The sequence below is a fragment of the Pseudomonas sp. PAMC 25886 genome (assembly GCF_000242655.1).
Lineage (GTDB): Bacteria > Pseudomonadota > Gammaproteobacteria > Pseudomonadales > Pseudomonadaceae > Aquipseudomonas.
Genome location: NZ_AHHC01000050.1, coordinates 228,019 through 245,742 on the forward strand (window position 1 = coordinate 228,019; position 17,724 = coordinate 245,742).

The window sequence follows — 17,724 nt, forward strand, 5'->3', positions numbered from 1 at the left end:
ACCGCCCTGTTTAATACTGAAAAACAGCGATGTTGATACCCACGACGTATCAGCCCCTCTCTCTGAAGGAACAGACCCGATGATCGAAACCCGCCTGCTGCGCCAGTTCATTGCTGTCGCCGAGGAGCTGCACTTTCACAAGGCTGCGCTGCGCCTGCACATGGCACAGCCCGCGTTGAGCCAGGCGATCAATCGGCTGGAAGAGAAGTTGGGGTTTGCCCTGCTGGAGCGTGACCGGCGCGGGGTGCAGTTGCTGCCGGCGGGCACGGCGTTTCTTGAAACGGCGTACGCGGTCCTCGGGCAACTGCAGCACGGTGTCGAAAATGCCCGGCAAGTCTCCCAAGGCACCGCCGGCACACTTACCATCACGTCGGTGTCGATTGCCGGTTACCCGTGGCTGCTCGAAACCCTGCGGCAATTTCGGCTCGCGTTCCCCAAGGTACAGTTGGTGATCAAGGAAATGCCCTCCGCCAGCCAGGCCAAGGCACTCTCGGCTGGCGAGGCCGATCTGGCCGTTTTGCGCTATCTACCGGGCCAGGCGGATAACATCGAGTCCCGGCTGCTGCTCGATGAACCGATCCTGATGGCGCTTCCCGTAGACCATCCCAATGCCGACGACGCCGCTATCGAGCTGAAGCATTTGGCCGGCGCCGACTTTGTGTTCACGCCACAGGTATTGGGCAGTGGCTACCACCATCAATTGATCGGGTTGTGCGAGGCCGCGGGGTTCTCTCCACGGGTGGTCCAGGAAGCCGATCAATTGCACACGCTGATCGGCCTGGTCGCGTGCGGGTTTGGCGTAGCGCTGGTGCCGGAGTCGATTGCGCGCTCGATGACCAGCGACAAGGTGGTGTTTCGCCCCCTCACCGCGGCGTCTTCCAGCATCGGCCTCTACCTCAATAGGAACACCGACAATCCGTCGCCGTTGCCCGGGCACTTCGTCTCATTGCTGGAAGGCACGCTGTAATACTTTGCAAGCAATGCCCGGTGACGACTGTCTAAATATTTCCTGCACGGCCAGGGCATCTGTTAAAACCCGTGCTTTGCTCCTGTTCTGGAACCTTCATGCTTTCACGTTTTATGTCCCGTCTCGGCCTGCGCTGGTTTCCCCTGCTGTGCATGGCTGCCGTGATCATCGGCCTGCCAGTGGGTTGCGCCGTGCTGCAGCACAAGGAGCGCGAGCTGCTGTTTCGTGTGGAACCGGGCACTGCCAGCTGGTACAGCGGGTTGCCCCGGGATGTGCAGGAATTCGACCTGAAACCCGCAAGTTTCAAGTCCGGGCAAAACATTCATGGGTGGTGGTGGCCGGCTGCGCAGAAGGACGCGCCAGCGATCCTCTATTTGCACGGCGTACGCTGGAACCTCACGGGTCAGCTGTTTCGCATTGAGCAACTGCGGGCCCTGGGTTTCTCGGTGCTGGCCATCGACTATCGCGGCTTCGGCCAGAGCCAGGGCGACCTGCCTTCCGAAACCAGTGTCTACGAAGACGCGCGCATTGCCTGGGAGCGTTTCCAGGTGCTGCAACCCGACCCTGCCAAGCGCCTGATCTACGGTCACTCCCTGGGTGGCGCGGTGGCCATCGACCTGGCGGCAGAACTGGGCAAGCAGGCCGCGCAGAATAATAGGCCGCCGCCGGTGCGCGGGTTGGTGATCGAATCCACGTTTACCTCATTGGCGGATGTGGCCACGGCCGTCGCCAACACCTCGCTGCCAGTACGCTGGCTGCTGTCGCAGAAGTTCGACTCCATCGACAAGATCGCTGACATCCACATGCCGCTGCTGGTGGTCCATGGGTTAGCCGATGCCTTTGTGCCACCGCGCTTCAGCCAGCAATTGTTTGATGCCGCACAAGAACCCAAACACCTGTTGCTGGTGCCCGGCGCTACTCACAATGACAGCATGCGCCTGGGCGGCAGCAGCTATCGACAGGCCCTCAACAACCTGATGCAAACGAAGCGGCCGACACAGGTCGCCGGCCCCTCCACCGTGCGCCCCAACGACTCGTAAATGTGCATTTCGGCACCGGTTTCGCCGGTGCCTGTCAAGACGAAAAGCCTGCCCATACTGGCCATAAACAGCGGCTGATCAAATATTAACCGCGGGTTAAATCGCCATACCCGCCGGGCTCAAGGGAAGTTATCCACAGAGATACCCACGGTTTTCGTGGACAACTCTTTTTACTTTTTTACGATTTTTTTGCTCAGTAACATCCTGTTGGAACGGCGCTCGGGAGCAAAATCTCCTGCGTCACCTCGGGTTCGCCAACTGCTCCGGTGCCGCCCACATGCGGCCACCCATTGCGTTTAGTTCTTCGCCTGATTAATCTCGCATAAACACGCAATAACGAGCACAAACATGCACAACACCCATGCCGCCATCGACCTGCCCTCCTTGCGCAAACAGAAAATCCTGTTGCTGCTGGAGCGCGATGGCAAAGTCACCGCCTCGGACCTGGTGGAGCATTTCGCCGTTTCCCAGGACACCATACGCCGCGACCTCGGCGAACTCGCCTCCGCCGGCTTGCTGCAACGCGTGCATGGCGGCGCGCTGCCAAGGCCCAAGGACACCGGCAAGGATTTCTTCACCCGTTTTGGCGAAACCACCGCGACGAAACGCCACCTGGCGCAGCTCGCCGCCGATCGCGTGGAAGACGGCCAGATCGTGCTGTTCGACTCCGGCACCACCACCCTGCAAATCGCCCAGTCCTTGCCGCACGCCATCAAGCTGACCGCCGTCACCCACTCACCGATGATTGCCATCGCGTTGTCCGAGCATCCCAATGTGACGGTGATCCTTGCCGGCGGGCAGCTCAACCCGGTGACCATGGCCGCCAGCGGGCACGAGGCGTTGCGGCTGATCCAGGGCATCAAGGCAGACTTGTTGTTTACGGGCGTGTGCGCACTGCATCCACAGGTCGGCATCAGCTCGTTGCACTTCGAGGAAGTTGCCGTGAAACAGGCTATGCTCGACAGCGCTTCCCACGTGGTGGCTGTCACCCTGGCCGACAAGCTGGGGGCCGTAGAGCCATTCGTGGTGGCGCCGTGCAGCCGCATTCACACGCTGATTACCGAGTGGCACGTGCCGCCGGGCAGTGTCGAGGCTTATGAATGCCTGGGGCTGGAAGTGATGCAAGTGGACGCCTGACACAGGCTTGGCCCGATAGCATTGCAAAGGAATAGACCCATGGCGTTTCCCGTCCTGATTCTGGATGCACCCAACCCGCCCTTGCTGCATGACGAAATCGAGCGATGCCTGGCATACGGGCTGGAAATCACCCTAAACCTGCACTACTTCGCCGACCAGGACAGTATCCAAACGCACTACGCCGGGCGCGTTCAGTTCGTGGATATCAATTGCCACGACACGCCTTCACTGATCGGTGCCGTGGTAGAGGCCGGCGGCTACAGCGTACTCAAGACCCGTTTGAACATTCCCCTGGGGGCTGCGCTGATCAACGCCGCCGCGTCGCCGGATCTGGGCAGCCCGTTACAGGCGATCGCCCAGGCGGGTGTCGGGCTTAACCATATCGACTTGAAGGCCGCCGCCGAGCGTGGCGTGACCGTACTCAATACCCCAGGCTCCAACGCGACGGCCGTGGCTGAATATGCGCTGGCACAAACGCTGTTCCTGTCTCGTGACCTGAATCTCTACAACGCCAAGACCCATCAAGGCCAGTGGTCAAAAGGCCTGCTCGCACCCGCGCCACAAATTGCCGAGTTGACCCTGGGGCTGGTGGGCACCGGCAGAATCGCCCAATCGCTTGCCCATAAGGCGCGAGCCCTGGGCATGAACGTGATCGCCACCGGCTCCGAGCGATTCACCCAACAGGCCGCTGCGAACCTGGGCGTGCAATGGCGCGCCTCGCTTGACGAATTGCTGGAGGAGGCAGACGTGGTGTCCATTCACACACCACTCACGGCGCAGACCAAAGGCTTGTTCGGCACTGCCGCATTCACACGGATGAAACCCGGGTCGATCCTGATCAACACCGCCCGTGGCGGCATCGTCGACGAGGGCCAGTTGGCGACGTTCATGCAGCGCTTTCCCGGCCATATCAAGGGGGTCGCCATCGATACCTTCGCCCGGGAAAAAGACCAGTTCGAATCGCCTTTGACTGGCGTTGCCAACGCGATCCTGACGCCGCATATCGCCGGCAACACACGCACCGCAATCAGCGAGGCATCAAGGCAAATCGTTGACCACATTCATGCCTTTCGCCAGGCAATGCTTGCAGGTTAAGTGCATCGGCCCATGACTGCCTCCGTCCCTCACTGACCCAGCTTGCGCTCGGCTTCAGCAGCCTTCTCATTGATCCGGTCGGTTTGCCGTTGTGTGTCCTTGATCGACGTCGGCGTGATCACCTTATCGACGGTTTCCGTCTTGGGGTTGGGGCGCTGCAGGGAGCTGTCCTGTTCATCAACCTGGCGACCTTTCTGCGCCTGTTCTGAGCTGATGGCATCGGGAGTTTTGTCGGCGTTTTTTGCGGTGCCCATGGGGTGTTCCTCCTGTTGAAAACATAACGCTCCAGTACGGAGCCGTTATGCAGCAGAGCCCTTGGGTTTTCGATAGTTCAAGGAAATTGTCCCGGGTGGGGCCCCGGGAAATAAGCGCAAATTAATTTAAACCTTTTGCTCAGGCATCCGCTCAACAGTCCGGTAGCAGCATTCGCACACCCTACTCAGGAGACACTCGACCATGAGTTCGCAACTGCACGGCAAGAAGATTCTGATCATCACCTCCAACACCGGCATCGAGCGCGACGAGCTGCTCAAGCCGCTGGAAGCCCTGCGTGGTTTCGGTGCTACGGTAACCCACGGTTCGAGCAAGGGTGGCAGCACGCAGACCTTCCTTCAGGACACCGAGAAAGACCGGACCGTGGAGTCCGATGCCAAGCTCTCAGAGCTGAGCGGCAGCGACTTCGATGCACTGGTCATCCCCGGCGGCACCGTCAACGCCGACACCCTGCGCCAGGACGCCGACGCCTTGCGGCTGATCAACGACTTCGTCAAGGCCGGGAAAACCGTCGCCGCCATCTGCCACGGCCCGTGGGCCCTGATCGATGCCGGGGTGATCGGCGGCAAAACCCTCACTTCCTATAAAAGCGTGCGCACCGACCTGGTCAACGCCGGGGCAGAAAACTGGGTGGATACTGAGGTGAAGGAATGCCCGGCCAACGGCTGGACACTCATCACTTCACGTACACCGGATGACTTGCCAGCGTTCAACCAGGCAATTGCCAAAGCACTGGCGGCTTAACGCCAGCCCATGCAAACAGGCGCCCTCGGGCGCCTGTTTTTTTTCCAATTCTGTATCAGCCTTTGCCATGCCCGGTGGCATGGGTTGCACGGTTGACGCCCTTGGGTCCAAACAGCGCCCAGAGGATCAGCCCCAACAGCGGCATGAAGATCAGCACCACCAGCCATAACCCTTTGGTTTCCCAGCCACTGCCACTGCGCAGAACGCTGTTGATCGCCCACAGTTCCAGCAGTACCAGAATCACTGCCAAGCCAATCCAGACATATTCGATTTGCATGATTCATCCTCCTGAGGTCGTATGGGTTAGGTCAATCAACACGCCTGAGGGTTCATTAAAATTGCAGCGGATGGCTCTCGCCCAATGGTTGCGACAGGTCCATCCGATGAAATGGCGCGCCACGTGAAAACCTACGAACTGGAAGCCGCCACGGCAGAGACGCACCTGGATATTTTCAAGTGCTTGTCGGCCGAGAAAAAAGTGATTGCCGCCCACGAGTCGCTGGCCTACGGAATTACCGATGAGGTTGAGCAGATTGTGTTCGCAGAAGACATCCAGCAATGGAAAGTCAGCGGAGGATAGACATTGTTTAATGCATGCAAGCCGCCCTCCGTCCGTGCAAGCTGCACGATCCAAGCTCGCTTTGACTATCAATAACTCATTGTTTTATAAACAAATAAATATTCAGCTCAACTTGGTACAACTCATGCTGTAGAGCTCTGGACAGGTGGGCATTTCGACCCGCCCTTCCGCTACCCGTGAGGTGTCACCCATGAACGCCATTGATCTTCTCAAGGCCGACCACGAACGCGTCAAAGCCATCCTGAGCCAACTGAGTGAGTCGACCGAGCGCGGCGTCAAGAAGCGTACGGAGCTGCTGGCCAAACTGGAGATGGAAATCAGCCTTCATACCCGGCTTGAGGAAGAAATCCTCTATCCGGCTTTCCGCAAGGCTGGGGGCAAGGACCAGGAAATCATGTACCACGAAGCCAAGGAGGAACATCGCACTGTCGACTCCCTGGTATTGCCGGACTTGAAACAGACCTCCCCGTCCACCACCGAGTTTTCCGGGCGCGTCAAAGTGGTCAAGGAACTGTTGGAGCACCACATCGAGGAAGAAGAAAGCGAGATGTTCCCGCAGGCGAAAAAGCTGCTGGGCAAGGCGCTGCTGGAGGAGCTTGGTGCAGAGATGGAAGCGATGAAAGCCGCGCACAAGAAGGCCCTCGGCGCCAAGCCACTGGCTGCGTGATGCCCATTCGTCACTTGCGGGCAAACTTTTTCAAACTTTGACGTGGCTGGCGGATTCCCAATCAGGCAACACCATTGATTCGCTCGTCACTCAGGGATTTCAAAATGGCGGGCCCCTAAGCCGCGCCCCTGCTTCCAGGAAGTCTTGATTGAGGCGTTGCCGAAGCCTGGAGATGCTCCGGGCTTCGGTCCTTACCGTCAACAAGAGGGATTGAGTCATGAAGACCTGTATTTCCCAAAGGATTGTACTTGCCGCCAGCCTGACGCTCGTACTGTATGCCCCCGCCTATGCAGCCTTCGGCGACAACACCGCCCCCGAGGCACCCGCCTTGAGCGGCAACAGCGCCCCTGGCTCGGCGCTCCCGCCGGGCACCTACCCCAGCAGCCCGTCCGGAGCTGACAGTAGCGGCAGCAAGGACGCTGAAACCAAAGCGCCTGCGCCGTCAAAAAGCGTGAAGAGCACGCGCCACAAGAGCCCCTCGACCCAGCATCCCGCCAGCAAGACCGGCAAGAAAGCCGCTGCTGAATCGGGCAGTTGAGCCCTTAGAGCTCGCTTGGGCCGCCGATAAAGTCCAGTCGCAGATTCAACCACTGCCGAACGATTTCCCGAGCTGCTTGCCGGGCATCATCAGCAGAAAAGCCGCGCTCGTGCTGCAACCAGTCGCTCGTCGCTTGCCGCGCTGGCTCAACGGCCGCCAGCGTCTGCTGGCGTTGCTGGGCAGGCCATTGCTTATCAACACCCCAGTCGCGCAGGGTTAGCTCAGGGTCCTGGGTCCGCCCGGCAGTGCCCGGTTGGAGAAACAGCCGAGGCGACGCGGTAGCCTTGAGCGAAAGCGCGCTCCAGTCGGCATAGCTGGCAAAGCGGATGGTGCCTTCGTTCTGCGATGCCGTGGACAACGGCTCGGTCAAACTATCGTCCAGCCGCTTCCACGCCGGCTGCGCAAACAGGTCGCCCTGCGGCGCGCAAATCGGTGCAAAGCTGTCCCGGGTGGAGCCGTACAGCGATCCGAACGACTCATACGCGACCTCGCCCTGACGGCTGAAAACAAAGCAGTGCACATAGGGACGCTGGTCAGCGAACAGCTCATACCGTTCGCGCTCGATCATCATGCGCAGCAACGTCAACATCACCCGGTCACGGCTGACGGCGGGATCGTTTTGCAGGTCCTGCCAGATCGACCAGGGAAAGTTGTCTTCCTTGAGCGCTACGAGGACCTGCTTGCGATTCTCCTCGGCCTCGCTTGCCGTGACACCACTGTCAGGTTCAAAACGCTGCAGGTAGACCAGCCAGGCGGCCGCCAGGTCATTCATCGGAAAGCGCCTGAGCCCCTCTGCCGCCTGAGCCGGATGGTAAGGAATGCTGGCAATGATTGCGTCAACAGCGGCCGTATCCTTGTGGGTGATCGAACCCACCTCGACCACTCGCTGGCTCAGTTGCGATTGCAGGCAGCCGACCAGTGTCTCCGACTCACGGGCACACTCGTTGCGAGTCTGCAGCCAGGTGCGCTGGCCACGGCGCAATTCGTCGCGCTGATCGGGGGCCAGTTTGGCCATTGCCTGGCCGTAGTAAATGCCAAGGAAACTGTCGAGTTCGCTCAACTCGGGGCTGGCGCAAATGGCCTTTTCCACCGGTGTGGAAGCTTTTTTACACTCGAAAGAAGCGCCACTGGCGGGCATGCCTGCGCCCATCAGCACGCCAGCGAGCAACAACGTTGGGTAGACGGTATTCATACGGCGGGCCATGACTTTCCTTGGATGAGTTCCTTTCAAGGCGCCCATTGTGCCGAGGCAATTGCCAATGTCCAGCCTGGCGGCGCCGCGTTACGAATCGCCTGCCAGCTCACGCTCAATCTGTTCGATGCTGGGCAAACTGGTTTGCAACTCTGCCGGCAGCGATTCCACCAGTTGATACTCGGCAACCCCAATCGGACGGGAGCTGTCACGCAAGGCGTATTCGGCCACCACTTCATTCTTGCTCTTGCACAGCAGCAGGCCGATGGTAGGACTGTCCTGCGGGTGCTTGAGCTGGGCGTCCACCGCCGCGAGGTAAAAACCCAACTGCCCCAGGTGGTCGGGCTTGAACTTGCCAGCCTTGAGTTCGATCACCACATAGCACCTCAGCTTGAGGTGATAAAACAGCAGGTCGACGAAAAACTCCTCGCCGCCCACATCCAGCAAGACTTGCCGCCCTACGAAGGCAAAACCTGCACCCAGCTCCAGCAAAAAATCGGTGACATGTTTGACCAGCGCGTTTTCGATTTCGCGCTCCTGCGCATCGAGCGTCAGCCCGAGAAAGTCGAAACGGTACGGATCCTTGAGCGATTCGCGCGCCAGGTCGGACTGGGCTTTGGGCAGCAGTCCCTCGAAGTTGCTGACGGCATTTCCACTGCGCTCCAGCAGGCGACCTTCGATTTGCATTACGAGAACGTTGCGCGACCAGTTGTGTTCGATGGCCTGAGAAATGTACCAACGGCGAGTTTCAGGGCCGGGCAGCCGGTCCAGCAGCACCAGGTTATGGCCCCAAGGCAATTGTGCAGCAGCCTGTTGCACAAATTCGGGATCCGGCCACGCTTGCGCAAATGCACGCATATATTTCAGATTGCGCGGCGAAAAACCCTTCATCTCCGGAAAGGCTGAACGCAGGTCCTGCGCCAGTCGCCCAATCACCTTGGTCCCCCAGCCCTGCCGCGCTTGCCGGGTCAAAATATCCTGGCCGATCTGCCAGTAGAGCAGCACCAGCTCGCGGTTTACCGCCAACGTGGCGCGTTGCTGGGCCGAGTGGATTCGACCCTTGAGGTCAGTCAGCCAGTCGCTGTACCCCTCGGGCGGTGTGGTCAGGCTTTCGCAGGTCTCACTCATTCCTTTTCCCTCGTGGGTTTGGCAGGCGGCCGATGGTAGCGAGGGAAAAATGCAGAGTGGGCCAGCAGAATGCTTTCGATACAAATCAGCTGGAACCCTCCATGAGCGTGGCTTAATGCAGATCAAGAGGTGCCCCGGCGTGCCTCCTGTGGTCAAATGGACCGGTCACTTCCATGGTTATTCCCGATCTATGAACGCCACACCCACCGACGACAGCCAGGCATCCACCGGGGACCGCATCCTGTTCCTGCTCAAGACCCGTGGCCCACTGAAAACCACGGACCTGGCTGCGCTGTTGGACATCACCTCCGAAGCCGCCCGCCAGCAAATCCAGAAGCTACAGGTCGCGGAGTTGATCGTCGGCGTATCGGCCCCCATCTCGGGTGCCGGTCGGCCATCGCTGAAGTGGGCACTGACCGAAACCGCCCAGAGCAAATTTCCGGATTCCCACAGCGTGCTGACGTTGCACCTGATCGACTCCATCGAAGGGATTTTTGGCAGCGAAGGCGTGGAAAAAGTCATCGCCAGCATGGAGGCGGCGGCCAAACACGAATACATCCAGGCCTGCTCCGCCGCGTCGAACCTGCAGGAAAAAGTCGAGATCCTGGTGCAGATTCGCGAGCGCGCCGGGTACATGGCACAGATGGAGCCGCTGGACGATGGCTGGCTATTGGTGGAAAACCACTGCCCCATCTGCGTGGCTGCGCGCAAGTGCCAGGGCTTCTGCCGCTCGGAGCTGCAAATTTTCCAGGCGGCGCTGGGGGACGAGAATGTGGTGGAGCGGTGCGAGCATTTGATTTCCGGGGACCGGCGCTGCGCCTACAGCATCCAGCCCCGCAAGTAAAAAAGAGGCTGCGGTGGGCTGCGCAGCAACCGTAATTCCATCACCGCAGTGTCCCGGATACACCAACGGTTCAGGCTTCACGAAAGCTGCGCAGTCCATCGCAGCCTCGGCCTCAAGCCAAGGTCAGGCCCCTTGCAGATTGAACAATGCAAATGCCAACAGCGCCCAGACCAGCAGCACCAAATGCGTCAGCTGCAAGCCCTCCTGGCGAATCCAGTAGCCGAACCACAAGCCGCCCAGCAGCATCGCGAAAACGAACGCCGAGAAGCCGCTGAGGGCGAGGTTGAGCCATGGCCGGGCCGCCGCCAGGCCGTCACCGAGGACCAATTGGTAGCTGCCGGCCCACGCCGCCACTGCCGCGACAACTTGCAGGGCCAGCACGATCAGCAGTGCCCACTGATGGAGGCGTGGCGAGCGCACCGCACGCCTCAACAAGGGCGTGTCGATAGCCGGAGCTTGGTGCAGCGGCGCCATGGCCATGGTCGCGCCCACGGCACCCACCGAGCTGCGAAAAGCCTGCCCGTTGTTAAGCACCGCGAGGGTCAGCCAGACACTCAAGCCCAGGGCCTGCGTCCCCAGGAACAGACCGGTGGAACCACCCGGCAGCAATGCGTCCACGCTCATCCAAACCTCCATATTCGCTGAAAGGGCAAATCGGGTTTCAGCCATATACACAAGAACTTGCTTTGATAATACGGTGAGCGCTTTAACTTACACAAGACATTACTTTTTGCATGTACCGCCAACGGCCTAAACCCGTACGCCGAGCATGCTGCTGGTAATGACGATTGTGACCACGCTGCCCACCCCAATAACCCACCAGGTCGCCAGCAAACTGCGCGACTCGCTGACATTGTGGTTACGCAACACACCACGCAAACCGCAACCCAAGTGCGCAATCAGCAAGAACACCGCCAGGGAGTAATGCGGCAGCAGCCGAATGCTCCACGGATCCGCCAGCAACCCTACCGGCTCAGCCACGGCCCAGGCGTAATCGGTGTCGGTGCCGAAGTAACGCGCCAGGGTAAACACCGAGTTGATATGGGACGCGATAAACAGCGACAAATACGCACCTGACGCAGTCTGCAAGGCATCCAGCAGATCGGCGCGGGTGACGGTTTTCGGGCGAATCAACACCAGCCCGCTGAGAATCTGGAAGAAAAACGTGACGATGATCACCGGCTCCAACACGCCATTGCGATACACCACTCGCAGCGCCTCCATCACCGACTTATGCATATCGGTACCCAGTACACCCAGCAGGTGGTTGAACAGGTGCGGCGCGAGAAACACCAACAGAATCGCCACCGAGGCGATGCCGTGGGCGACACGCAGCTTGATATAGGTCTTGTCGGAGGTCACCAGGCTGATGCTCGGGCCCGTTGACGACACCATCGCAAAAAAGCCCGTCAGTGCCAGCCACAGGCTGCTCCATACCGCGATGTCGTGGCCGTAGATTTTCATCAGGTACAGCACGACGCCCATCAGCGTGTACGCGGGAGGCGCCGCCACCGCAAGGCACGACAAGCGCCGCGCCAGCACCAGACGCGTGCTCATCACCGGCTGGACACCGGTCACATACACACAGGCAAACGCCAGCAGCGGCACGGCATAGGCACTCAGGATCAACGCCAGGACGACCGGGGTGCCGGCGCCTGCCACATGCGCCTGGTTACTCCACGCCAGCGCCCACGGATAGTACAGCGCCGCAGCGAACGGCAGCACCCATAGCCACTCCAGCCAGGGTTTGATAGCTTTGCTTAACATATTGATTTCCCGGTGATAAATATCACCGGATAGTGCCCAGCCATCGCCACCCGCGACAATTAGGCACCCAGGCAAAAGCCTTTTACCCAATGGTCATGCCTGGAAGGCTTGCACCATGTAGTCGACGAACAGCTTGACCCGCAGCGGTATCTTGTCGCGCTGCCGATAGCAGATGTAATGCCCCCTGCCCCGCGCCTGCGCCGCATAACCCGGCAGCAAAACGATCAAACGCTGTTGCGCGATCCAGTGCTGCGCCTGATAGCCGGCCAGCTGTGCCACACCACCACCGGCTACGGCCGCGAGCGCCACTAGCTCCGGGTCATTGAACAACTGGCTGTAAGGCAACGGGAGGCGCATGAACTGCCCATCGACTTCAAACTCCCACACATGCGGCTTGCCCGATTGCGCCAGGCGAAAGGCGATGGTTTTGTGCGCTGCCAGGTCTTCAAGGGTCTGCGGATAACCGGCTCGCTGCAGATACTCGGGCGCGGCACAGGTGACGAAACTCATCGGCGCCAGCTGTTTGGCAATGACATCGGCGTCCTCAAGCCGACCGTTGCGGATCGCGACATCCACCCGGCCCTCGGAGAAATCCACGTGGCGATCGTTCAGGTCAAATTCGAGGGTGATGTCCGGGTGAGCCTTACAGAACCCGGGCAGCAACGGCGCAATGCACTTGCGCCCAAAGCCCACGGTAGAGCTCACGCGCACTACGCCGGACGGCGACTGGGTCGCGTGTTTCAGCGCTTCGGTCGTGCGCAACAGATGCTCGACACTGGGCAGGCACTCTTCAAAAAACCGTCGCCCTTCCTGCGTGACCGCCACGCTGTGGGTCGTGCGTTCCAGCAGCTTGATTGCCAGTTGGGTTTCCAGGCGCGTAATGCTGCGACTCACCGAAGGCACTGAAATGCCCAGGTCGCGTGCTGCCTCGCTGAAGCTTTCGCTGGCCGCGACTTTCATGAAGGCGATGACGCCGGCGAAGTTTTTTCCGATGGACATCGGTGGGGTTTCCTTGAAGGGCGCACGCCAAAAGCCTCGACAGTACCCAACCGGAAACCCAAGCGCCCTAGCCAATCCGACGGTTTTTCAGTAGGCCAACCTGCGGCTTTACAGCCCTTTTGATCTGGCACAAAATTCCGCCTTATCTGATGTAGATCACCGGCCGACCTCGATCACGATCTTGCCGAAGGCACCGTGCCCGAGATGAGCGAAGGCTTCGGGCACTTGATCGAAACCGTAGGTGTGATCGATTACCGGCTCGATGCCGTGGCGGTCGATCATGGCAATCAGGTCTTCCAATGCCCGGCGCGGCCCCACGGAGATGCCGATGATGGAAGCCCGCTTACCCAGCAGGGCCATGACCGGCGCAGTCAATTGATCACTCTCCAACAAGCCGATCACCGAGATGCGACCGCCGTTGGCTACCGCGTGCAGGGAACGCGTGAGGTTGTCACCGCCGGCCATTTCCAGGATATGTTCGGCGCCACGCCCATCGGTCAGCGCCTGCACCGCCGTGTGCCATTCCGGTACCCGGCTGCGGTTGATGCCATGGGTGGCACCCAGCTCGATGGCGCGCGCGATCTTTTCATCGCTGCTACTGGTGATGATAACGCGGGCACCATTGGCCGCTGCCAGTTGCACCGCAAACAGCGAGACGCCACCGGTGCCCTGCACCACCACGGTATGTCCGGCGTGCAGGTGGCCCAGTTCGAACAGCGCCATCCACGCCGTCAAGGCGGCCACTGGCAAGGTGCTGGCCTGCCCTGCGGTGAGGCTGAGGGGCGCATGCACACACCATTCGGCTGGCGTTGCCACGTACTCGGCGAGCATGCCGGGGAGCGGGCCACCCTGAGGCGGCGCTTCACTCCAGGACAGCGGAGCGCCATCGACCCATCCGGCAAAAAACGTCGACAGCAGCTTGTCGCCCACCTTGAAACGCGTAACGCCCTCGCCCACGGCGACCACCGTCCCCGCCATGTCGGAGGCAGGCGTGAACGGAAAAGTGAGTTCCGCCCCCATGCTGTTATCCACCACTTCACCGTCGCGATAATTGAGCGAGACGGCCTCGACGCGCACCAGCACTTCCCCCGCCTTCGCGGTGGGGCGTGGCACGTCGGCAAGGCGCAGTGTGTGCAGTCCCAGTGCAGGTATTTCCCAGCGTTTCATGGTGTCGGTCATCTTGGTATTCCTCGTGAATGGGCGATGCCACAAGGATATGAGCCTGGCTTCACGGGATTAAGGGGGGGCCGGCTCCACTGTCTACGGAGCTTTTGTTCCGCAATCGGGATAAGGTAGCCAGGCCTCGTCTCAGCCAAACCGGAGCCTCGATGGACAGCCTCAACACCCTGAATGTTTTTGTGCAGGTCGCCGAAACCCGCAGCTTTGTCGCCGCCGGGCGCGTGCTGGGCGTAACGGCCTCGGCGGTCGGCAAGAGCGTGGTGCGCCTGGAGGAACGCCTGGGTGTGCGCCTGTTTAACCGCAGCACCCGCAGCGTCACGCTGACTGCCGAGGGCGAGCTGTTCCTGGAGCGCAGCCGGCGCATCCTGACGGAGATCGACGAGGCCGAAGCCGAGCTTTCGCAAACCGTGTCGGCGCCCCGTGGCCGGCTCAAAGTCAGCCTGCCGCTGGTGGGCCACCCGTTTCTGCCGGTGCTCGCGCAGTTCAAGAAGACCTACCCCGAGGTCGAGCTGGACCTGAGCTTCACCGACCGCCGCGTGGACGTGGTAGAGGAAGGTTACGACGCCGTACTGCGCAGCGGCGAAGCGCCCGACTCGCGCCTTACCTCGCGCCTGCTGGGCGGCTACCGGATGCTGCTGGTGGCGTCACCGGCTTACCTGGCCGAACGCGGTACGCCGCAGCGGCCAGAAGATTTGGCCCACCATGCATGCATCAAATTCCGCTATCCCAACACCGGCAAGATGCAACGCTGGCCCCTGCGCCAGGATGGCGTGGAAGCCGATTTCCCGCTGCCCGCCGCGATGGTCTGCAACAACCTGGAAGCGCGCATCTGCTTTGCGGTGCAGGGCATCGGCATCGCTTACCTGGCGGATTTTGCCATCCGTGAATGGCTCGACAGCGGGCAGTTGGTGCCGGTACTCAAGGACTGTTCGGAAGCGGAGAACTTCCGGATCATGTGGCCCTCGGGCCGGCATCCAACGCCCAAGCTGCGGGTGTTTATCGACTTCCTGCATGCCCACCTGTTTCCCGAGGATGGAGCTGGCAGCACCCGTGCAGACTGCCGGCCCAAGCCCTGATCAGGGTGCTTGCTCAACGTCAAACTGCTCCCGGGAACGCCTGAACTCACCGGCGTTTTCCACCACCCAGGTCCACAGCGGAATCATGTGCACCAGCAGTTGTTTGCCCAGCTCCGACAGCTGGTATTCGACCTTGGGCGGCACCTCCTGAAAGTCATGGCGCAGCACCAGGCCGTCGCGTTCCAGTTGGCGCAAGGTGCGCGTGAGCATGCGCTGGGTGACGCCCTCCATGCGCCGGCCAATCTCGGCGTGGCGCAGTCGCCCGTTCACCCCCAACAGGTGCACGATGCCCAGTGACCAGCGGTTTCCCGCATGGGTCAACACCTGGCGCTTGAGCCCGTCTTCATCGGCGCTGAGGGCGTCGCAAGCGGCTTGTGATCGCCTGATGATCTCGTCGTTATCCACCTTCTACTCCCGGTATCACTGGTGTGCCTTCTTATGCGCGGTCGGCAATTCTGCAAGCATGGCACGACTTTCACCTGAACCGAGAACCCTATGACTGCTTCGATTCTTGTACTGGGCGCCGGCGAACTGGGCCTGGCGGTATTGCGCCAATTGTCACGCCTGGCCGCCCCGAAAAATGTGTCGGTAACCGTGTTGCTGCGCCCCGCCACACTGAACGCCTCCGATCCTGCCAAACAACAGGACATCACTGAGCTGCGCGCCCTGGGCATTGAGCTGCTGGCCGGTGACCTGGCCAACGACTCCGAGGCTGAACTGGCAACGGTGTTCGCCGACTATCACACCGTGGTCAGTTGCATCGGTTTTGCCGCCGGCGCCGGTACCCAGCGCAAACTGACCCGCGCCGCCATCGCGGGCGGTGTGAAGCGCTACGTGCCGTGGCAGTTCGGTGTGGATTACGACGTGATCGGCCGCGGCTCGGCCCAGGACCTGTGGGATGAACAGCTCGACGTGCGCGACTTGCTGCGCGCCCAGCAAGGCACGCAGTGGGTAATCGTCTCCACCGGGATGTTCACCAGCTTCCTGTTTGAACCGTCCTTCGGAGTCGTCGACCTGGCGCAAAATACCGTGCACGCACTGGGGGACTGGGACACCGCCGTCACCGTCACCACCCCGGAAGACATAGGGCTGCTGACCGCGCGCATCCTGTTCAGCGAACCGCCGATCGCCAATCAGGTGGTGTACACCGCCGGCGACACCCTGACCTATGGCGAACTGGCCGATACGGTGGATGCGCAACTGGGTCGCACGCTGAAACGCGAACGCTGGTCGGTGCCGTACCTGGAGGCCGAACTGGCCGCCGTGCCCGGGGACAACCTGATGAAATACCGGGTGGCCTTCGCCCAAGGCGACGGCGTGTCCTGGGACCCCGCCATCACCTTCAACGCGCAACGGCAAATCGCCGTGACCAGCGTTGCCCAGTGGATCGGGCAGAACCTCAAGGCACCGGCAACCACCCGCTGAACCGCCCCTGGCTATCCAGCGCGCACCAGGCGAAATCCCCGGGCGGCGGCGGCAACGTTGGCAGTTGCCCGCCACTGCCCGGCTTCCAGTCCACCACCGGCAGGGGCGAACCTTGCCAGGCCACGACCACGCCCCGGGCCTGGCTGGAGTCATCACTGACCCAGCGGGCCGCTGCCGCCGTCATGAACGCTTCGATGGGTTCTTCATCGATCTGCGTGCGATACACCGAACCGAGCAACCAGCGGCACACACTCACGTGATAGGTCCAGTTCAGCGACGGACGGTTGCGGTACGCCCACGTCATGAAACTGCGAAACAGGTTCAGGCCCTCTGGCGGGTCGAGCTTGAGCAAACCGGGGCAGATGTCGAACAAGGTGTGCCAGTACGGCAGCAACCGTGCGTCCAGGTGGACGAAACAGCGGGCATTACTTGGGTATTCGACAGACGGCAAGAATACTTCGCCGCGTGTCGGACGGCGCGACGCCTTGCTGACCAGGCGGGCAGCGCCGGAAGGCAGGATAGAGCTCATGGAACGCACTCACACTCGTGACGATAGAACGCCTCCTGGTAACAGGAAGCCCTGGGCACACGTCAGAGTGCAGGGGAAGCGCGAGGGTTGGCCGAGGGCCAGGAGTAACGCGGAGGGGCCTTGTTGCGCCGCTCATGGGCCGGGCGCGGCTTTTGTCCAAGGCCCAACAGCCAGGCCAGGCAAAACAGGAAGACGATGCCCAGGGTCACGGCGGAGCACACCGGGCACGCGAAGAAGTTCGACCAACTGCTGGCCGTCGGGTTGCCAAGGCCTGAGTCCGAGGCCGGCGCCTTGGTGCCCAGGCTTGAACAGAATTGCCCACCCAGGCCGTTGAGCTCCAGGCCCATCATCTGCCCATGGCCCAAACCGCAGACGAACACATTGAACAGGACGCAAAAATACAAGGTCCAGGCAATGAGTGAACGGTCCGGGCGGGTCAGTTTCATGGCGGCGACTTTACCACTCCCCCTGTAGGAGCTGTCGAGCTTTAGCGAGGCTGGGATGCAGGCGCCACGACCTTGAAGAGGCACCGAGGCGATCCCTT

At 60.9% G+C, this 17,724-nt stretch carries 22 protein-coding genes; 11 read left to right on the forward strand and 11 right to left on the reverse strand.

What is annotated here, in order from left to right:
• Window positions 1–79: 79 nt before the first annotated feature.
• The 4 genes from MUM_RS0116545 to MUM_RS0116560 all read left to right on the forward strand — a co-directional run bounded on the left by MUM_RS0116545 (window position 80) and on the right by MUM_RS0116560 (window position 4,239).
• Entirely contained in the window at window positions 80–967 is an 888-nt protein-coding gene (locus MUM_RS0116545) for a LysR substrate-binding domain-containing protein (protein ID WP_010171725.1), read from the forward strand.
• Window positions 968–1,065: 98 nt separating this feature from the next.
• Window positions 1,066–2,007, forward strand: coding sequence for an alpha/beta hydrolase (locus tag MUM_RS0116550; protein ID WP_029615946.1), 942 nt, complete (start codon window positions 1,066–1,068; stop codon window positions 2,005–2,007).
• A gap of 348 nt (window positions 2,008–2,355) precedes the next feature.
• Window positions 2,356–3,144: a DeoR/GlpR family DNA-binding transcription regulator gene (locus tag MUM_RS0116555; RefSeq protein ID WP_010171729.1), complete on the forward strand. Its 789-nt coding sequence runs from the start codon at window positions 2,356–2,358 to the stop codon at window positions 3,142–3,144.
• Between the two features lie 39 nt (window positions 3,145–3,183).
• Window positions 3,184–4,239: an NAD(P)-dependent oxidoreductase gene (locus MUM_RS0116560; protein ID WP_010171731.1), complete on the forward strand. Its 1,056-nt coding sequence runs from the start codon at window positions 3,184–3,186 to the stop codon at window positions 4,237–4,239.
• A gap of 29 nt (window positions 4,240–4,268) precedes the next feature.
• On the opposite strand, the gene MUM_RS0116565 is transcribed toward MUM_RS0116560, so the two are convergent.
• Window positions 4,269–4,493 carry a hypothetical protein gene (locus MUM_RS0116565; protein ID WP_010171734.1) on the reverse strand — a complete coding sequence of 75 codons (225 nt, stop codon included), beginning with the start codon at window positions 4,491–4,493 and terminating at the stop codon, window positions 4,269–4,271.
• Window positions 4,494–4,695: 202 nt separating this feature from the next.
• Between MUM_RS0116565 and MUM_RS0116570 the strand changes: the two genes are divergently transcribed.
• Entirely contained in the window at window positions 4,696–5,256 is a 561-nt protein-coding gene (locus tag MUM_RS0116570) for a type 1 glutamine amidotransferase domain-containing protein (RefSeq protein ID WP_010171735.1), read from the forward strand.
• 55 nt (window positions 5,257–5,311) lie between these two features.
• Here MUM_RS0116570 and MUM_RS0116575 read toward each other — a convergent pair whose 3' ends face one another.
• Window positions 5,312–5,533 carry a PLD nuclease N-terminal domain-containing protein gene (locus MUM_RS0116575; protein WP_010171737.1) on the reverse strand — a complete coding sequence of 74 codons (222 nt, stop codon included), beginning with the start codon at window positions 5,531–5,533 and terminating at the stop codon, window positions 5,312–5,314.
• A gap of 123 nt (window positions 5,534–5,656) precedes the next feature.
• On the opposite strand from MUM_RS0116575, the gene MUM_RS0116580 reads away from it, so the two are divergent.
• The 3 genes from MUM_RS0116580 (at window position 5,657) to MUM_RS0116590 (ending at window position 7,041) form a co-directional block, all read left to right on the forward strand.
• Window positions 5,657–5,836 carry a peptidase gene (locus MUM_RS0116580; RefSeq protein WP_141629514.1) on the forward strand — a complete coding sequence of 60 codons (180 nt, stop codon included), beginning with the start codon at window positions 5,657–5,659 and terminating at the stop codon, window positions 5,834–5,836.
• A gap of 190 nt (window positions 5,837–6,026) precedes the next feature.
• Window positions 6,027–6,503: a hemerythrin domain-containing protein gene (locus MUM_RS0116585; RefSeq protein WP_010171742.1), complete on the forward strand. Its 477-nt coding sequence runs from the start codon at window positions 6,027–6,029 to the stop codon at window positions 6,501–6,503.
• A 217-nt stretch (window positions 6,504–6,720) separates the two neighbouring features.
• The gene (locus MUM_RS0116590; protein ID WP_010171744.1) at window positions 6,721–7,041 is read left to right on the forward strand and encodes a hypothetical protein; all 321 of its coding nucleotides are present in this window, start codon (window positions 6,721–6,723) and stop codon (window positions 7,039–7,041) included.
• Between the two features lie 4 nt (window positions 7,042–7,045).
• On the opposite strand, the gene MUM_RS0116595 is transcribed toward MUM_RS0116590, so the two are convergent.
• Window positions 7,046–8,245, reverse strand: coding sequence for a lysozyme inhibitor LprI family protein (locus MUM_RS0116595; protein ID WP_010171746.1), 1,200 nt, complete (start codon window positions 8,243–8,245; stop codon window positions 7,046–7,048).
• Window positions 8,246–8,323: 78 nt separating this feature from the next.
• Window positions 8,324–9,361 (reverse strand): PDDEXK nuclease domain-containing protein, encoded by a 1,038-nt coding sequence (locus MUM_RS0116600; RefSeq protein WP_010171748.1) that lies wholly within the window; start codon window positions 9,359–9,361, stop codon window positions 8,324–8,326.
• 190 nt (window positions 9,362–9,551) lie between these two features.
• On the opposite strand from MUM_RS0116600, the gene MUM_RS0116605 reads away from it, so the two are divergent.
• Window positions 9,552–10,205, forward strand: a complete 654-nt coding sequence (locus tag MUM_RS0116605; RefSeq protein WP_010171750.1) for a helix-turn-helix transcriptional regulator — start codon at window positions 9,552–9,554, stop codon at window positions 10,203–10,205.
• A 123-nt stretch (window positions 10,206–10,328) separates the two neighbouring features.
• Here the strand turns inward: MUM_RS0116605 and MUM_RS0116610 are convergent, their stop codons facing one another.
• The 4 genes from MUM_RS0116610 to MUM_RS0116625 all read right to left on the reverse strand — a co-directional run bounded on the left by MUM_RS0116610 (window position 10,329) and on the right by MUM_RS0116625 (window position 14,150).
• Window positions 10,329–10,829, reverse strand: a complete 501-nt coding sequence (locus tag MUM_RS0116610) for a DUF2165 family protein (RefSeq protein ID WP_010171752.1) — start codon at window positions 10,827–10,829, stop codon at window positions 10,329–10,331.
• A 126-nt stretch (window positions 10,830–10,955) separates the two neighbouring features.
• On the reverse strand, window positions 10,956–11,972 hold the full coding sequence (locus tag MUM_RS0116615; RefSeq protein ID WP_010171754.1) for a hypothetical protein: 1,017 nt from the start codon (window positions 11,970–11,972) through the stop codon (window positions 10,956–10,958).
• Window positions 11,973–12,065: 93 nt separating this feature from the next.
• Complete coding sequence (locus MUM_RS0116620; RefSeq protein ID WP_010171756.1) at window positions 12,066–12,971, reverse strand: LysR family transcriptional regulator; 906 nt, start codon at window positions 12,969–12,971, stop codon at window positions 12,066–12,068.
• A gap of 156 nt (window positions 12,972–13,127) precedes the next feature.
• Window positions 13,128–14,150, reverse strand: a complete 1,023-nt coding sequence (locus tag MUM_RS0116625) for a zinc-dependent alcohol dehydrogenase family protein (protein WP_010171758.1) — start codon at window positions 14,148–14,150, stop codon at window positions 13,128–13,130.
• Between the two features lie 149 nt (window positions 14,151–14,299).
• Between MUM_RS0116625 and MUM_RS0116630 the strand changes: the two genes are divergently transcribed.
• Window positions 14,300–15,226, forward strand: coding sequence for a LysR family transcriptional regulator (locus tag MUM_RS0116630; protein ID WP_010171760.1), 927 nt, complete (start codon window positions 14,300–14,302; stop codon window positions 15,224–15,226).
• Here MUM_RS0116630 and MUM_RS0116635 read toward each other — a convergent pair whose 3' ends face one another.
• Window positions 15,227–15,631, reverse strand: coding sequence for a winged helix-turn-helix transcriptional regulator (locus tag MUM_RS0116635; protein ID WP_010171762.1), 405 nt, complete (start codon window positions 15,629–15,631; stop codon window positions 15,227–15,229).
• A gap of 90 nt (window positions 15,632–15,721) precedes the next feature.
• On the opposite strand from MUM_RS0116635, the gene MUM_RS0116640 reads away from it, so the two are divergent.
• Window positions 15,722–16,651 (forward strand): aromatic alcohol reductase, encoded by a 930-nt coding sequence (locus MUM_RS0116640; protein WP_010171764.1) that lies wholly within the window; start codon window positions 15,722–15,724, stop codon window positions 16,649–16,651.
• Here the strand turns inward: MUM_RS0116640 and MUM_RS0116645 are convergent.
• The gene (locus tag MUM_RS0116645; RefSeq protein ID WP_010171766.1) at window positions 16,626–17,180 is read right to left on the reverse strand and encodes a putative natural product biosynthesis protein; all 555 of its coding nucleotides are present in this window, start codon (window positions 17,178–17,180) and stop codon (window positions 16,626–16,628) included. The two genes, MUM_RS0116640 and MUM_RS0116645, sit on opposite strands and share 26 nt — an antisense overlap.
• A gap of 62 nt (window positions 17,181–17,242) precedes the next feature.
• Window positions 17,243–17,626: a DUF2946 domain-containing protein gene (locus MUM_RS0116650; protein WP_010171768.1), complete on the reverse strand. Its 384-nt coding sequence runs from the start codon at window positions 17,624–17,626 to the stop codon at window positions 17,243–17,245.
• Between the last annotated feature and the right edge of the window lie 98 nt (window positions 17,627–17,724).

Excerpts from the sequence above, each read along its gene's own strand:
- MUM_RS0116545 (WP_010171725.1), top strand. The coding sequence starts at position 80 with ATGATCGAAACCCGCCTGCTGCGCCAGTTCATTGCTGTCGCCGAGGAG.
- MUM_RS0116550 (WP_029615946.1), top strand. The coding sequence starts at position 1,066 with ATGCTTTCACGTTTTATGTCCCGTCTCGGCCTGCGCTGGTTTCCCCTG.
- MUM_RS0116555 (WP_010171729.1), top strand. The coding sequence starts at position 2,356 with ATGCACAACACCCATGCCGCCATCGACCTGCCCTCCTTGCGCAAACAG.
- MUM_RS0116560 (WP_010171731.1), top strand. The coding sequence starts at position 3,184 with ATGGCGTTTCCCGTCCTGATTCTGGATGCACCCAACCCGCCCTTGCTG.
- MUM_RS0116565 (WP_010171734.1), bottom strand. The coding sequence starts at position 4,493 with ATGGGCACCGCAAAAAACGCCGACAAAACTCCCGATGCCATCAGCTCA.
- MUM_RS0116570 (WP_010171735.1), top strand. The coding sequence starts at position 4,696 with ATGAGTTCGCAACTGCACGGCAAGAAGATTCTGATCATCACCTCCAAC.
- MUM_RS0116575 (WP_010171737.1), bottom strand. The coding sequence starts at position 5,533 with ATGCAAATCGAATATGTCTGGATTGGCTTGGCAGTGATTCTGGTACTG.
- MUM_RS0116585 (WP_010171742.1), top strand. The coding sequence starts at position 6,027 with ATGAACGCCATTGATCTTCTCAAGGCCGACCACGAACGCGTCAAAGCC.
- MUM_RS0116590 (WP_010171744.1), top strand. The coding sequence starts at position 6,721 with ATGAAGACCTGTATTTCCCAAAGGATTGTACTTGCCGCCAGCCTGACG.
- MUM_RS0116595 (WP_010171746.1), bottom strand. The coding sequence starts at position 8,245 with ATGGCCCGCCGTATGAATACCGTCTACCCAACGTTGTTGCTCGCTGGC.
- MUM_RS0116600 (WP_010171748.1), bottom strand. The coding sequence starts at position 9,361 with ATGAGTGAGACCTGCGAAAGCCTGACCACACCGCCCGAGGGGTACAGC.
- MUM_RS0116605 (WP_010171750.1), top strand. The coding sequence starts at position 9,552 with ATGAACGCCACACCCACCGACGACAGCCAGGCATCCACCGGGGACCGC.
- MUM_RS0116610 (WP_010171752.1), bottom strand. The coding sequence starts at position 10,829 with ATGAGCGTGGACGCATTGCTGCCGGGTGGTTCCACCGGTCTGTTCCTG.
- MUM_RS0116615 (WP_010171754.1), bottom strand. The coding sequence starts at position 11,972 with ATGTTAAGCAAAGCTATCAAACCCTGGCTGGAGTGGCTATGGGTGCTG.
- MUM_RS0116620 (WP_010171756.1), bottom strand. The coding sequence starts at position 12,971 with ATGTCCATCGGAAAAAACTTCGCCGGCGTCATCGCCTTCATGAAAGTC.
- MUM_RS0116625 (WP_010171758.1), bottom strand. The coding sequence starts at position 14,150 with ATGACCGACACCATGAAACGCTGGGAAATACCTGCACTGGGACTGCAC.
- MUM_RS0116630 (WP_010171760.1), top strand. The coding sequence starts at position 14,300 with ATGGACAGCCTCAACACCCTGAATGTTTTTGTGCAGGTCGCCGAAACC.
- MUM_RS0116640 (WP_010171764.1), top strand. The coding sequence starts at position 15,722 with ATGACTGCTTCGATTCTTGTACTGGGCGCCGGCGAACTGGGCCTGGCG.
- MUM_RS0116645 (WP_010171766.1), bottom strand. The coding sequence starts at position 17,180 with ATGAGCTCTATCCTGCCTTCCGGCGCTGCCCGCCTGGTCAGCAAGGCG.
- MUM_RS0116650 (WP_010171768.1), bottom strand. The coding sequence starts at position 17,626 with ATGAAACTGACCCGCCCGGACCGTTCACTCATTGCCTGGACCTTGTAT.